This is a genomic window from Metabacillus litoralis (assembly GCF_003667825.1).
Classification (GTDB): domain Bacteria; phylum Bacillota; class Bacilli; order Bacillales; family Bacillaceae; genus Metabacillus; species Metabacillus litoralis_B.
This window is the reverse complement of sequence record NZ_CP033043.1, coordinates 2,765,673-2,780,352: the sequence shown is the minus strand read 5'-3', so window position 1 is coordinate 2,780,352 and position 14,680 is coordinate 2,765,673. Positions and strand designations below refer to the sequence as shown.

Sequence of the window (14,680 nt, the reverse complement as noted above, 5' to 3'; positions counted from 1 at the left end):
GTGATAAGCTAAGTTCTAATGTAAAAAGGATGTGGATAATTAACAATGCCTGAATTACCAGAGGTTGAAACTGTACGACGAACGTTGCTTCAGTTAGTGAAAGGGAAAACAATAAACGGAGTCAATATCCATTGGCCTAAAATCATAAAAAAGCCAGAAGAACCTGAACAATTTAGAGATGCAATCATTGGTCAAACAATTCATGATGTTCAGCGCAGAGGCAAATTCTTAAAATTTATGCTTGATGATTTTGTTCTTGTTTCTCATTTGCGAATGGAAGGAAGATATGGTTTATATCAACCACATGAGGAATTTGATCATCATACACATGTTATTTTCATGTTTACAGATCAAACGGAGTTAAGATATCGGGATGTTCGAAAGTTCGGGACTATGCATTTATTTAAGAAGGGAGAAGAAGAACGTACACTTCCACTTTCTCAATTAGGTCCAGAGCCATTTTCTGAAGAATTCACGGTGGACTATCTCCGAGGTCGTCTAGCAAAAACTGAACGGAAAATTAAAACGGCTTTGTTAGATCAATCAGTTGTTGTTGGACTTGGGAATATATATGTAGATGAAGCTCTTTTTAGATCAGGTATTAAACCAGATCGTATAGCCAGTAAATTAACAAAAGCGGAATATAAGATTTTACATGAGCAAATCATTAAAACCCTTGAAGAAGCAGTTGCTCAAGGAGGCAGTACTGTTCGCTCTTATGTAAATACACAAGGTGAAATCGGTATGTTTCAGCTTCAATTATACGTTTATGGCAGAACAAATGAGCCATGTAAAACATGTGGAAAAACATTAACTAAAACAGTTGTGGGCGGACGTGGAACTCATTTTTGTGAGCAATGTCAAAAATAGTATGAAGAGAAAAGGCAAAAAACATAAAAATGTTTTTTGCCTTTTTTATTTATAAAGAAACCATATAAATCATAAAGTAATCCATACTTAAAAAAATAAAGCGACCTTCTTTAACATTCTCTAGGCGTTCATCATACACTATCTTAGCAATTAGAAGGAAGGAGCTAGGCAATATGTTTCAATATACATCACTCTTGTTATTAGCGATCGCAGTTAGTTTGGATAGCTTTTCAGTTGGATTTACTTATGGAATGCGAAAAATGAGGATACCAATCAAATCAATATTAATTATTGCGTGTTGTTCTGCTGCCACAATGCTTGGAGCGATGTTTCTTGGTGAGCTATTAACAAAAATCTTTCCAGTTGTCGTAACTGAAAAGCTTGGTGGTATTATTTTAGTGTTTATTGGCGCATGGGTTTTGTACCAATTTTTCCGTCCTGCAAAAGAAGAAACTTCAGATGAAGAAGAAACTGAAAAAATGTTAATTAATTTTGAGATCAAAACATTTGGAATTGTCATCAATATACTTAGAAAACCTATGACGGCAGATATTGATAAATCTGGTACGATTACAGGTGTCGAAGCATTGTTACTTGGGCTGGCATTATCACTGGATGCCTTCGGAGCAGGTATTGGCGCTGCATTATTAGGTTATTCTCCTATTGTAATGAGTTTACTAGTAGCGTGTATGAGCTCGTTATTTGTATCAATTGGGATTAAATCAGGACATATTTTCTCTAAATTTGCGTGGATGGACAAATTTTCTTGCCTACCGGGTATTATTCTCATTATGATAGGGATATGGAAACTTTAGACAATGGAGGCTTATCATAGTGACAGTAGTTATTGGTCTAACGGGTGGAATTGCAAGTGGTAAAAGTACAGTTTCAAATATGTTGCAAAACCTGGGAATCCGCGTTGTAGATGCAGACCAGATTTCTAGGGAAGTGGTTGAGGTTGGAAAGCCAGCTTATCAACAAATACTTTCTTTTTTTGGTGATGAAATACTGCATCAAGATAAAACCATAAATCGAGAAAAGCTTGGTTCCATTATTTTTGGTGACCATTCCAAAAGAGAGCAATTAAACAAAATAGTACATCCCGCAGTTAGAAAAGAAATGCTAAACGGAGTTGAAGAAGAAAAAGCTAAAAATTCAAAGGCAGTAGTGCTTGATATACCATTGCTTTTTGAAAGTAAATTAACTCATATGGTTGATAAAACCATTCTTGTGTATGTGAATGAGGAAACACAGCTTAAACGTCTTATGGAGAGAAATGGATATACAGAGGAAGAAGCCAAAATGAGAATCGAATCACAGCTTCCATTACACAGTAAAAAAGAACTCTCCGATGAAATTATTGATAATAATGGCACAATTGAACAGACAGAAAAGCAGTTACATGAAATTTTAAAGAAATTAATTTAACGAGGAGACTTTTATAGTCTCTTTTTTTATTTCTCTAATCTCAATCAAAAGTCTGTTTTAAGAAAATGATACATTTTATTAACACATCTTTTAATTAAATGTGTTATACTAATTGTATAAAAATAATTAAAAGTATAACATATAAATGAGAGGGGAAACGATGATGAGAGCCAATATTGCAATAAATGGGTTTGGTCGAATTGGGAGAATGGTTTTTAGGTATGCAATGATGGAAGATATGAATATTAAAGCAATCAATGCAAGTTATCCAGCTGATACTCTTGCTCATTTAATAAAATATGACACAACACACGGGAGATTTCAGGGAGAAGTAATTGCACATGAAGATCATTTACTTGTAAATGGTCAAAAGGTGTTATTAATCAATGAACGTGACCCTGAGAAGCTTCCTTGGGATGTTTTAGGGATCGATATTGTAATTGAGGCAACAGGGAAGTTTAATAGCAGGGAAAAGGCAATGCTCCATGTTAAGGCTGGAGCAAAGAAGGTTATCCTAACTGCACCTGGTAAAAATGAAGATATTACGATTGTGATGGGAGTTAACGAAAATCAGTTTGATGCAAATCAACATGAAATTATTTCAAATGCCTCGTGTACAACAAATTGTCTTGCTCCGGTCATTAAGGTGATAGATGAATCTTTCCATATAAAAAATGGTTTAATGACAACCGTACATGCTTATACAAATGACCAGAAAAACATTGATAACCCGCATAAGGATTTGAGAAGGGCTAGAGCTTGTGGGCAATCCATTATCCCGACAACAACAGGTGCAGCAAAGGCACTAGAGCTCGTTCTCCCAAACATGAAAGGCAAGTTACATGGTATGGCTTTACGAGTCCCAACACCAAATGTTTCATTAGTTGACCTTGTAGTTGATGTAGAAAAACCAGTAACTATAGAGGAAGTTAATCGAGCATTCCAATTTGCTTCAAGAGGCTCTTTAAAAGGAATTCTAGACTTCACGACTGAGCCGTTAGTATCAATTGACTTCAATACAAATCCACATTCAGCCATCATTGACGGTTTATCAACAATGGTAATGGAAAATCATAAAATAAAAGTTTTAGCCTGGTATGACAATGAATGGGGTTATTCATGCCGTGTTGCCGATTTAACAAAATTAGTAGCAAATAGTATGACTCATTTATTAGAGGTTTAAAAAAGTTTTTTGGATAATAAAGTTCCCGACGGTTAAAGTAATAAATGTATGACCGCATGTTTGATTAACCCTTTAACTAATTTTTTTCAAAAAGTGTGTTGCAAAACAAATACAAACAAAGTATACTATTTTTCGTGAACTTCTTATCAAAGCCAAGGTGTTACGGCTACTTAAAGGGTTAGGACCTCTCTGGACTAACTTTCCCCCGTGGTAGTTACACATACCATTAAGCGAAGAATTCATGTATAAAAAATAGTTAAAGGGGGATCCATGAATATGGAAACAATGGGTAGACACGTAATCTCTGAATTATGGGGTTGCGATTTTGATAAGTTAAATGACATGGATTACATTGAAAAAACATTTGTAAATGCAGCATTAAAATCAGGCGCGGAAATTAGAGAGGTTGCTTTTCACAAATTTGCTCCTCAAGGAGTAAGTGGTGTGGTTATTATCTCTGAATCACATTTGACAATTCACAGCTTTCCAGAGCATGGTTATGCTAGTATCGATGTTTACACTTGCGGTGACTTAAATCCGAACATTGCTGCAGATCATATTGCAGAATCTTTAGGAGCACAAACTCGTGAAAACATTGAGATCCCTAGAGGTATGGGACCGGTACAAGTAAAGCAAGCTCAAGCAAAAGCTCTTTAAAACGTAAAGAGGTGCGGATTAATTGATCTGCACCTCTTTTTATTATCGACAAATTTCAGTATGATAGTAGTAGAATAAATTTCGATACATAAAGTGAAAATTAATAAGAAAAAAGGGGAATATGACAATGAGTTTTGTGAATAAATTAAAAGATATTTTTAGTACCCATCAAGAAACACGGGAAAATCACCATAATCCAGATTTAAAAAGTCATTATTATAAAACCACAAATAAAAAAGCATTACAATCTGTAAAAGAATTAATTGAACAAACACCAGGAATGACTGTTACATCTGTTTCAGAAGAACGTGGAGAAATGAGCGTAAACGTTGATCGTCCTAGAAAAGCTTTTCTTATTGTAACGGTTATTTCTGTGCGTCCTTTTGAGACAGCAGTTGATTTTACAGCAACCACGACAACTGTCCTCCCGACAGATTTTGGATACAGTAAGAAATTAATTACTGAACTTTACAAAAAGCTCGACCAAAAAGAATCGTTTGTTGGAACTGGGAAAACTAAGAAATAAATGTAAAATAGAGTGATGAAATGTCAACAACTTAAAATTTTGACGTTTGATTGGAGCTGGTCATATGAAATGTCCTTCGTGTCAACATAATGGGACAAGAGTGTTAGACTCACGACCTGTAGATGAAGGAAAATCAATTCGACGCCGACGTGAATGTGAAGAATGTCAATATCGATTTACTACATTTGAAAAGGTTGAGGAATTTCCATTAATTGTCGTGAAAAAGGAAGGGACTAGAGAAGAGTTTAGCCGGGAGAAAATTTTAAGAGGTCTTATTAAAGCGTGTGAAAAAAGACCGGTTCCCCTACAAAAGCTTGAGGACGTAGTTCATGATATTGAGAAGGAACTGAGAAATCAAGGCGTCTCTGAAGTTAACAGTGAATTTGTAGGTGAAATGGTCATGGACAGGCTTGCGAGAATTGATGAAGTTGCTTATGTAAGGTTTGCATCTGTTTATCGCCAGTTTAAAGATATTAATGTGTTTATTGAAGAGTTAACCGATTTAATTAAGAAAGTAAGATAGAATCGAAAGAGCTTTTGAAGAGGTGTTCTCTCAAGCTCTTTTTTCAGTGAAGGAACTTTTTCGCGTTTAATATATTGTAATGAAAGGTTGAAGGGGATGGAACAGCATTGGAAGGAATTGCTTGCTATTGACCGTTATTCAGTAAAGAGCAACTCAATTCTACAAGACATGGATAGAAAAATAATAACATTGCTTTATCAACCATTGATTGGGTCAAAATGTTTCAGTTTATTTATGACTCTTTGGGGAGAGTTGGAGCAGAATCGCATGTGGAGCGAAGAAACAACGCATCATAGTTTAATGACGATTATGCAAAGTAACTTGCGTGACATTTATCAAGAACGTCTTAAATTAGAAGGTCTTGGTCTATTAAAAACGTTTGTAACCGAAGAAGACGGTGTTAAGAAGTATGTATACGAGCTACAAGCACCAGTAAGACCGGCAGAGTTTTTTCAAGACGGGGTATTAAATGTTTATCTTTATAATCGGGTAGGCAAAAATAAATTTTTGCAGTTAAAACATTTTTTCTCAGATGAACAAAAAAGTGAAGGCATGAAGGACATTACCAAGTCTTTTAATGATGTTTTTGACTCTGTTCGTTCCGCTGAAATGGCTGGAAGAATGAATGAAGAAACGATAAATGATTTGTCACTAGAAAAAAATCGAGAGTTTGTTAGTACAGAAAGTAGATCTAAATTAGAGATTTCTGATTCTGCTTTTGATTTTGATTTATTCTTAGCAGGACTTTCTGATGCTCTCATCCCACATAAATCTATAACATCCATAGTGAAGGATGTAATAAAGAAGCTCTCTTACCTGTACGGCATTAATGCTATTGATATGAAAAATGTTGTGATGGCAAGTATTGATCAGGACGAAAACATTGATATTGAATTGCTTAGAAAATCTGCACGTGATTGGTATCAATTTCAGCATGGAGACGAATTACCTGGTTTAGTAGATAAAGTACAGCCACCATTATTACGAGGGAAGCAAGATCAGAAACAATTAACAAAGGAAGAAGAGCTAATCTTTCAACTAGAAAGAATATCGCCAAAACAATTTTTGATGGATGTGTCAGGTGGAGTTACCCCTTCTGTTGGTGATTTGCAAATTATTGAAGAAGTGATGCTTCAACAAAGACTCGAGCCTGGAGTTGTGAATGTATTAATTTATTATGTTATGTTAAAGACGGATATGAAGCTTACGAGGGCTTATGTTCAAAAAATTGCGAGTCATTGGACAAGGAAACAAGTGAAAACTGTAAAAGATGCAATGGACTTAGCTAAACAAGAGCACCGTCAATATCAACAATGGGCAGAAGAAAAGACAACAAAGAAGAAAACGGAGAATAATAAGAAAGCACCAATTCGTAAAGAAATGCTACCAGCATGGTTAAGTGAAGAAACAACGAATGATCATAAAGAACAGCAAGAATTAAAACAGCAAGAAAAAGATGACGATAAAACATCAAGCGTGGATCTTGAACAATTTGAGTTAGAGAAAAAGAAATTATTTGATCGGATAAGAAAATATAAGGATAATAAAAATAACGAGACATAATGAGAGGAGGGGGAATAAATGGAACATTTAAGCAATTCCTTTAAAAAATTAACAAATAGATCAGACTTTAATGATCGCTATAATGATTTGAAAAAAGAAGTATTAAACAATCCTGATGTACAAGCTTTTATAACGAAACATTCGACTGAAATAGAAGAGGGTATGATTAATAGAAGCTTGGTTAAGCTTTATGAATTTGTCAATCAAAGCAAAAATTGCAAAAACTGTCCTTCATTATCACAGTGTAAAAATATTTTAGAAGGCTATCATCCACACTTAGTAATTCAGGGGCGTATTATTGACCTTCAATATACAAAATGCCCAACAAAGGAAGCAACTGATGAACGTAAGAAACACGAGGCTCTTATTAAAAGCATGTATATTCCAAAGGATATCCTCGAGGCTCAATTTGATAAAATTGATGTGGATGTGGAGGAAACAAGCAGATTGAAAGTGATCGGGATGGCTCAAGATTTTGTGGAAGCATATAACAGTGGGCAACGTACAAAAGGTTTATATTTATATGGATCTTTTGGAGTCGGTAAGACCTATATTTTAGGTGCAATTGCAAATGAACTAGCTTCACATAAAGTATCGTCTATGCTTGTTTATGTTCCGGAATTTATGAGAGAGCTAAAAGGATCGTTTCAAAATTCATCATTGGATGAAAAGCTTGATGCTGTTAAGAAAATTCCTGTTCTTATGCTCGATGATTTAGGAGCTGAATCAGTATCAAGCTGGATGAGAGATGAGATATTAGGAACAATCTTACAATATCGTATGCTTGAAAACCTTCCTACTTTTATCTCATCAAACTTTGGTCTTAAAGAACTTCAGCATCACCTTGCATATTCTCAACGTGGAGAAGAAGAACCTGTTAAAGCTGCAAGAATTATGGAACGAATCAAACATATGACAATTCCAGTAGAACTGGTCGGTCGAAATCGCAGAGGCTGAGTGGAGGTAGAAAAGAGATTGAGATACATCAATCTCTTTTCTTTTATATTATCGAACCAATTCTTTACTTCTAAAATGTATGTTCCCCCCATATATATGAATCGAGGTGCTGCAAATAGGGGGGACAAACATGCTCGAGATATTATTTGGGTCTCCGAAAGAGGCAAGAGCAATCTATTCGATCTTTCACTCGATTCACGATAAATTTCATTCAGAACTTCAATTAGTTAATAATCAGTCCATAAAACTCCATCCAAAATCATGGGATATTACAGTAAAACAACTAGTTATACCAGGTTTAATTCAATTTATTATCAACCATAAAGAGCATCTTATTATGTTAAAAATGATAAAAGAAAATTACTATTTTAGTGAGGAAGAGGAACAGCAACAGATTATACATATTGCACAGTCTATTATGGAAGGCCAAAGGGAAGAAATTCCAAGGGTTCAGGAAATATCTTCCAGAGAGCAAATGATTAGTGATGCACTTGAACAATTTCTTCGTCCTGACTTATATTTTTCATTTTCATCTTTTCAAAAATTTCGTCTTCACAAATATATAGATAGTTTAAGAGAATATGTAGAAATTGCGATTGAAGAATATAAAATGGAACAAGAATATCAGAGTTTTGTTCAAAGTTTAAGAGATTACTTGGCAAAAAAAGAAAGTAAACTACCTAAGCTTCAAATTGTATTTGATCAAGAATGTTTGGTTTATGACGAGGACAAACAATTAATGACTGAAAATCAACTAAATAAATTTATTGATAAAGATTTTGTTTATCAACATCCGATGTATATTGATAAGCAATTGTTGGCACCACTTGTATCAATTGCACCGGATTGGCTTTTGCTTTATACAAATAACTCATTTGAAGGTATGGTTCAGACCATTCAAAATATCTTTGAGGAACGGGTGACAATATATCCACTGGAAAATTTTTAAGGTTCTCTACATATGTTTAATTGAAATCCTTTCTTGATTTTAAAGATGAAACATTTTATAATACGAGGTAATTGAAAAATTATCTGTAATGATAAGGACACGAGTTTGTTTTTACGGTTCCCAGAGAGGGAAGGAATTGCTGAAACCTTCCTAATACGATTAACGAACTTACCACCTTTAAACTTCAGTTGTGAAAGGATGCTGTGTGCATCTAATTAATAGCTGACGGTCTCCCGTTATCGAGTTTAAGCCATGTCTATTTGTTATGTATGTTTTTAGATAGATATTGGGAACAAGGGTGGAACCACGGTCCATTGATAAGTTATCTAACTCGTCCCTTTTTAGGGACGGGTTTTATTTATTTTTAAGGCAATTTTAACCGGCCTATTTTAAAGAAATTATAACATTATATGAGGTGAACAAGGATGTCAGACGTTATAAAAATTGCGTTTCCAGACGGAGCTGTAAAGGAGTTTGCAAAAGGTACCACAACAGAAGACATTGCGGCATCCATTAGCCCTGGTTTAAAAAAGAAGTCACTTGCAGGGAAAATTGATGGTCAATTGGTCGACTTACGTACACCAATTGAAGAAGATGGTGCAATTGAAATTGTTACACAAGATAGTGCTGAAGCATTAGAGATTATGAGACACTCGACTGCCCATTTAATGGCTCAGGCTATTAAGCGTTTGTATAAAGATCAGTCAGTAAAGCTGGGAATTGGACCAGTTATTGAAAATGGTTTTTATTATGACATTGATATGGAGCAAGCTATTACTCCTGAGGATCTACCGGCAATTGAAAAGGAAATGAAAAAGATTGTAAATGAGAACCTTGACATTGTACGTGTAGAAGTAAGCCGTGAGGAAGCGAAACGCCGTTATGAAGAAATTCAAGATCCATTAAAGCTTGAGTTACTTGAAGCAATTCCTGAAGGAGAGGCAGTTTCATTTTACGAGCAAGGTGAATTTTTTGACCTATGTCGTGGAATACACCTTCCTTCAACGGGTAAAATTAAAGAATTTAAATTATTAAGTGTTGCTGGAGCTTACTGGCGTGGGGACAGTAATAACAAAATGTTACAACGAATCTATGGAACAGCTTTCTTTAAAAAAGCTGACTTAGATGAACATCTTCGATTATTAGAGGAAGCTAAAGAGCGTGACCACCGTAAATTAGGAAAAGAGCTTGGATTATTTACTTCTTCTCAAAAAGTTGGACAAGGTTTACCGCTATGGTTACCAAAAGGTGCAACAATTCGTCGTATTGTTGAGCGCTACATTGTTGATAAAGAAGAGCGCTTAGGCTACCAGCACGTGTATACACCTGCTTTAGGGAGTGTTGAGCTTTACAAGACATCTGGACACTGGGAGCACTACCAAGAGGACATGTTCCCTAAAATGGAGATGGATAATGAAGATTTAGTTCTTCGCCCAATGAACTGTCCACACCATATGATGATTTATAAAAATGACATTCACAGCTACCGCGAACTACCAATTCGTATTGCTGAGCTTGGATTAATGCATCGTTATGAAATGTCAGGAGCACTAACTGGTTTACAGCGTGTTCGTGGAATGACGTTGAATGATGCTCATATCTTTGTACGACCTGATCAAATTAAAGATGAATTTATTCGTGTTGTACGTTTAGTTGAAGCTGTTTACAAAGACTTTGGAATTGAAAAATATTCATTCCGATTATCTTATCGTGATCCGGAAGATAAAGAAAAGTACTTTGACGATGATAACATGTGGGAAAAAGCACAAGGCATGTTAAAAGATGCAATGGATGAATTAGGTCATGATTATTATGAAGCAGAGGGAGAAGCGGCATTCTATGGTCCGAAGCTTGATGTACAAGTAAGAACAGCTCTAGGCAAAGATGAAACTCTTTCAACTGTTCAATTAGACTTCTTACTTCCTGAGCGTTTTGATTTAACATACGTTGGTGAAGATGGAAAACAACATCGACCTGTTGTTATTCACCGTGGTGTTGTTTCAACAATGGAGCGTTTTGTTGCATTCTTAATTGAAGAATACAAAGGAGCATTCCCAACATGGCTTGCACCTGTTCAGGTTCAAGTCATTCCAGTATCACCAGCCGTTCATCTTGACTATGCTAAGCAAGTTCAAGAGCAACTACAAGAAGCTGGACTTCGTGTAGAGCTAGACGCTCGTGATGAGAAGTTAGGATATAAAATCCGTGAATCTCAAATCCAAAAAATACCGTATATGCTTGTAATTGGAGATAATGAGATTACTGAGAAAGCTGTTAACGTTCGTAAATATGGTGAACAAAAATCAGAAACTGTGCCATTCGAACAATTCTTAGAACAGATTAAGCAAGAAGTAAAAAGATCATAATGTAAAAAAACAGTAGAGGCATATAACTCTACTGTTTTTTCATACATTAACTAATTAAAAAAGGTATTGCATGAATGAAATCGTTCTGTTAGAATAACATATGTTGTTAAAACGTTGTTAAAACATACAATACTTACTTGCAACAAACTAGTAATGGTGTTATAATTTTCAAGGTAATTGAATAGTCTTTTATATATACAAGTAGAAGCACCCGCTTCTCACCTGATTGACACATCCGTTTGTAGTTGGCAGGTTGCGATGATAGATGATAACAATCGTAGTGTGGGTGTTTTGCGTCCACGCTTTTTTATTTTTCCTGAAAAATAAAAGAACCGTGACCTACAAAATCGGATTTAAAAATCACTATTCAGTTTTTAAAAAACCTTGGAGGTGGCTAATTATTAGCAAAGATATGATGGTAAATGACGGAATTCGCGCACGTGAGGTTCGTCTAATCGGTGCCAACGGAGATCAGCTTGGAATTAAATCTCGCCAAGAGGCTTTAGAAATTGCAACAAGAGCTAATCTAGATTTAGTTTTAGTAGCTCCTAATGCGAAGCCTCCTGTATGCCGCATCATGGATTACGGTAAATTTCGTTTTGAACAGCAAAAGAAAGAAAAAGAAGCACGTAAAAATCAAAAGATTATCAATCTTAAAGAGGTTCGCCTGAGCCCAACAATTGATGAGCATGACTTTAACACAAAGCTTCGAAATGCACGTAAATTCCTTGAAAAAGGCGATAAAGTAAAAGCTTCTATCCGCTTCAAAGGCCGTGCAATTACTCATAAAGGAATCGGTCAAAAGGTGCTTGATCGTTTCTCTGCAGAATGTGCTGATTTAAGTACGATTGAATCACATCCAAAAATGGATGGTCGTAGCATGTTCTTAGTTTTAGCACCGAAAAATGAAAAGCAATAATCCCTTAAGGAGGAATACCTTATGCCAAAAATGAAAACTCACCGTGGAGCTGCTAAGCGTTTCAAGAAAACAGGCTCTGGTAAACTTAAACGTTCACATGCTTACACAAGTCACTTATTCGCTAACAAATCTACAAAAGCTAAACGTAAATTACGTAAATCAACTGTAGTAAGCAAAGGCGATTTCAAACGTATTCGTCATTTATTAGACAATCTTAAATAATCGGACCATCGTAATATAGGAGGGAATTTACATGCCAAGAGTAAAAGGCGGTATCGTTTCACGTAAACGTCGTAAAAAAGTATTAAAATTAGCTAAAGGTTATTTCGGTTCTAAACATAGATTATACAAAGTTGCAAACCAACAAGTAATGAAATCATGGATGTATGCTTACCGTGATCGTCGTCAAAAGAAACGTGATTTCCGTAAGTTATGGATCACTCGTATCAATGCAGCTGCTCGTGTAAATGGTCTTTCTTACAGCCGTTTAATGCACGGATTAAAGCTTGCTGGTATCGAAGTTAACCGCAAAATGCTTGCTGACTTAGCTGTTGTTGATGAAAAAGCATTTGCTCAATTAGCAGACGCTGCTAAAGCACAGCTTAACAAATAATTGTACGGGAAAGAGCTGACTCTTAAATGAGTTAGCTCTTTTTTCATAGAATCGGATACTCTGAATAAAGAATAAGTATATGAAAACAAAGGAGAAAAACATGACCTATCTAATTGGTTTTTATTTAATAATAAATCTTATTGGTTTTACGATAATGGGCATGGATAAAAATCGAGCTAAAAAAGGAGAATGGAGAATAAAGGAGTCAACGCTTTGGCTTGTTGCTGCTATTGGAGGGGCGTTAGGTAGCTATTTAGCTATGAGGAATTTCCGACATAAAACAAAGCATTCTTCATTTAAATATGGGCTGCCCATTTTAACCTTGGTACATATCGGTCTTTTTGTTTATTTATCTGTACAATTAGCATAAACTCATAAACCTTCTCGTAAAATGGAAACAAACACTACAAACTTCTAGAATGGCAAACATGAAAGTGGTGATGAAGATTCAACTCGCAACCTCCACTGTATTAACAGCTATTGAAACAACTGGATTTTTTGCGCCCTTGGTCTTTATATTGTTTCATATTATTAGGCAGTTTCTTCTTATTCCTGTAGCGGTAGTATGTTTAGCAGGTGGGATCTTATTTGGTACACTTTTTGGATCGGTCTATTCTGTCATTGGACTAACATGTGCTAGTATTACATTTTATTTTTTCTCCAAACTCTTTCCGATTTTTATTAATCGATTTGTTAAGATGAAAGAGAAATGGTTGGGAGCTTATACAAACTTATCAATTATGCAAATTATCATTTTAAGAATTATTCCTTTTGTAAACTTTTCTCTGATTTCTTTGTGTATTTTAGACCGAACAAAAACATTTCGTCGTTATACGAAGGTATCGTTTTTAACACATATACCGTCAACTCTTTGTTTTACTTGTTTAGGTGCTTCCATTCAAACCCTATCACCATTATTAATCGTTGGCATTGTTATGATGTTACTAGCAATGATTTATTTTTTTAGAGAAAAACAGGCCTTTATTAAATGGAGCGATTTTTTTGTGAAGGAAAAAGCATAAAAGCTTGAGAAAAGTCCTCTCAAGCTTTTTTGTATTTGGATCAACTTTCACGTTTCTTAATTAACAGTTCCTTAATAGGGCTTTTCCAATCAACCTTAGAAAATGGATAACGTTTTTTTACTTCTTCCTCAATATAAGTAAAATCATCCAATGTTAGCCCTTGTAAGCTGCTAGTTGATTTGGTCCATATAAAGACTGACACGACCTCAAAAGCGTTAGTTGTTGTTCCTAGATATTTTTCTCCTTCAAATAATGCTCCTTTATAGGTGAGAAGGAAGTTTTTTCTTACATTTTCTTTATCATCTAAAAAATAAAATTGCTTTTGCTCATGAGCTAATTCAAGCTTTCGTTTCGGGTTAAATAAATATTTAAAACCTGAATAAAGCAGAAATAGGATGATAATGATTAAAAGTAATCGTAAAATTATCACAATCATTTGCTAACCCCTCCTCAGGGTAATTTTCCTTATATACGAATAAAGGTAGAAAAGGTTCCAAGTTTCTCTCAATTTGTTATAATTTTTTTGAAGTAATTATTTTATGGGGGATAAGTTCATGAACTTTTCAATATTATTTAACTTGCAGCAAGAATTAGACAGCAAAATAGAAGCTCAACATCAACTACAAAGTGAAAATTTAATTGAGCGAAAGGTTTTAGCATTATTAGTTGAAGTCGGAGAGCTAGCTAATGAAACAAGATGCTTTAAATTTTGGAGTTTAAAGCCACCTGCATCAACTTCCGTTATATTAGAAGAATATGTAGATGGGATCCATTTTATCCTGTCATTGGGATTAGAGATTAAAGTAAATACGTTAATGGACTTAAAAGAGGTACAAGCGGATTCAACAACCATAACTGAACAATTTTTAAAGGTATATGAAACAATACAAGCTTTTAAAAAAGATCAATCTCACTCAACCTATAAAGACATGTTTGAGGAATATTTGCTGCTTGGAAAATTGTTAGGTTTTTCATCAAAACAAGTGGAAGAAGCATATATTTCAAAAAATGAAGTGAATCATCAAAGACAGGAGCAAGGTTACTAAACCGTGTTATTTTCTTTCGACTAAATACTTGTTGTATAATGAATTTGATTGTTAATTG

General features: G+C 34.9%; 18 protein-coding genes and 1 other annotated feature. Of the genes, 17 read left to right on the top strand and 1 reads right to left on the bottom strand.

All coding sequences use genetic code 11. The features are described from left to right. Positions 1 to 45 precede the first annotated feature (45 nt). The 16 genes from mutM to D9842_RS13790 all read left to right on the top strand — a co-directional run bounded on the left by mutM (position 46) and on the right by D9842_RS13790 (position 13,576). A complete protein-coding gene (gene mutM, locus D9842_RS13865) occupies positions 46 to 870 on the top strand; it encodes a DNA-formamidopyrimidine glycosylase (RefSeq protein ID WP_121663032.1) in 825 nt (274 codons plus the stop codon). Between the two features lie 173 nt (positions 871 to 1,043). Beyond that, a complete protein-coding gene (gene ytaF / locus D9842_RS13860; protein ID WP_098795044.1) occupies positions 1,044 to 1,685 on the top strand; it encodes a sporulation membrane protein YtaF in 642 nt (213 codons plus the stop codon). 19 nt (positions 1,686 to 1,704) lie between these two features. After that, positions 1,705 to 2,298: a dephospho-CoA kinase gene (gene coaE / locus D9842_RS13855; protein WP_121663031.1), complete on the top strand. Its 594-nt coding sequence runs from the start codon at positions 1,705 to 1,707 to the stop codon at positions 2,296 to 2,298. Between the two features lie 163 nt (positions 2,299 to 2,461). Next, positions 2,462 to 3,481, top strand: a complete 1,020-nt coding sequence (locus tag D9842_RS13850; protein WP_121663030.1) for a glyceraldehyde-3-phosphate dehydrogenase — start codon at positions 2,462 to 2,464, stop codon at positions 3,479 to 3,481. 276 nt (positions 3,482 to 3,757) lie between these two features. Then, on the top strand, positions 3,758 to 4,138 hold the full coding sequence (speD, locus tag D9842_RS13845) for an adenosylmethionine decarboxylase (protein WP_098795047.1): 381 nt from the start codon (positions 3,758 to 3,760) through the stop codon (positions 4,136 to 4,138). Between the two features lie 127 nt (positions 4,139 to 4,265). After that, a complete protein-coding gene (locus D9842_RS13840; protein WP_098795048.1) occupies positions 4,266 to 4,664 on the top strand; it encodes a cytosolic protein in 399 nt (132 codons plus the stop codon). A 64-nt stretch (positions 4,665 to 4,728) separates the two neighbouring features. Further along, the gene (gene nrdR / locus D9842_RS13835) at positions 4,729 to 5,187 is read left to right on the top strand and encodes a transcriptional regulator NrdR (RefSeq protein ID WP_098795049.1); all 459 of its coding nucleotides are present in this window, start codon (positions 4,729 to 4,731) and stop codon (positions 5,185 to 5,187) included. 96 nt (positions 5,188 to 5,283) lie between these two features. After that, positions 5,284 to 6,750, top strand: coding sequence for a replication initiation and membrane attachment family protein (locus D9842_RS13830; protein WP_121663029.1), 1,467 nt, complete (start codon positions 5,284 to 5,286; stop codon positions 6,748 to 6,750). Between the two features lie 18 nt (positions 6,751 to 6,768). Next, entirely contained in the window at positions 6,769 to 7,707 is a 939-nt protein-coding gene (dnaI, locus tag D9842_RS13825; protein WP_098795051.1) for a primosomal protein DnaI, read from the top strand. 130 nt (positions 7,708 to 7,837) lie between these two features. Further along, entirely contained in the window at positions 7,838 to 8,656 is an 819-nt protein-coding gene (gene ytxC, locus D9842_RS13820; RefSeq protein WP_121663028.1) for a putative sporulation protein YtxC, read from the top strand. Positions 8,657 to 9,081: 425 nt separating this feature from the next. After that, a complete protein-coding gene (gene thrS / locus D9842_RS13815) occupies positions 9,082 to 11,022 on the top strand; it encodes a threonine--tRNA ligase (RefSeq protein WP_121663027.1) in 1,941 nt (646 codons plus the stop codon). A gap of 193 nt (positions 11,023 to 11,215) precedes the next feature. Further along, positions 11,216 to 11,337: a sequence feature (ribosomal protein L20 leader region), on the top strand. An 82-nt stretch (positions 11,338 to 11,419) separates the two neighbouring features. Continuing rightward, positions 11,420 to 11,941, top strand: a complete 522-nt coding sequence (gene infC, locus D9842_RS13810) for a translation initiation factor IF-3 (protein WP_162987575.1) — start codon at positions 11,420 to 11,422, stop codon at positions 11,939 to 11,941. Positions 11,942 to 11,962: 21 nt separating this feature from the next. Beyond that, on the top strand, positions 11,963 to 12,163 hold the full coding sequence (gene rpmI / locus D9842_RS13805; RefSeq protein ID WP_098795055.1) for a 50S ribosomal protein L35: 201 nt from the start codon (positions 11,963 to 11,965) through the stop codon (positions 12,161 to 12,163). A gap of 31 nt (positions 12,164 to 12,194) precedes the next feature. Beyond that, a complete protein-coding gene (gene rplT / locus D9842_RS13800; RefSeq protein ID WP_098795056.1) occupies positions 12,195 to 12,554 on the top strand; it encodes a 50S ribosomal protein L20 in 360 nt (119 codons plus the stop codon). Between the two features lie 100 nt (positions 12,555 to 12,654). Next, the gene (locus D9842_RS13795; RefSeq protein ID WP_121663026.1) at positions 12,655 to 12,924 is read left to right on the top strand and encodes a DUF1294 domain-containing protein; all 270 of its coding nucleotides are present in this window, start codon (positions 12,655 to 12,657) and stop codon (positions 12,922 to 12,924) included. 58 nt (positions 12,925 to 12,982) lie between these two features. Then, positions 12,983 to 13,576 (top strand): TVP38/TMEM64 family protein, encoded by a 594-nt coding sequence (locus D9842_RS13790; protein WP_162987433.1) that lies wholly within the window; start codon positions 12,983 to 12,985, stop codon positions 13,574 to 13,576. Positions 13,577 to 13,616: 40 nt separating this feature from the next. On the opposite strand, the gene D9842_RS13785 is transcribed toward D9842_RS13790, so the two are convergent. After that, complete coding sequence (locus D9842_RS13785; RefSeq protein WP_162987574.1) at positions 13,617 to 14,009, bottom strand: sigma-w pathway protein ysdB; 393 nt, start codon at positions 14,007 to 14,009, stop codon at positions 13,617 to 13,619. Positions 14,010 to 14,130: 121 nt separating this feature from the next. On the opposite strand from D9842_RS13785, the gene D9842_RS13780 reads away from it, so the two are divergent. After that, complete coding sequence (locus tag D9842_RS13780; protein WP_121663024.1) at positions 14,131 to 14,622, top strand: dUTP diphosphatase; 492 nt, start codon at positions 14,131 to 14,133, stop codon at positions 14,620 to 14,622. Positions 14,623 to 14,680 lie beyond the last annotated feature (58 nt).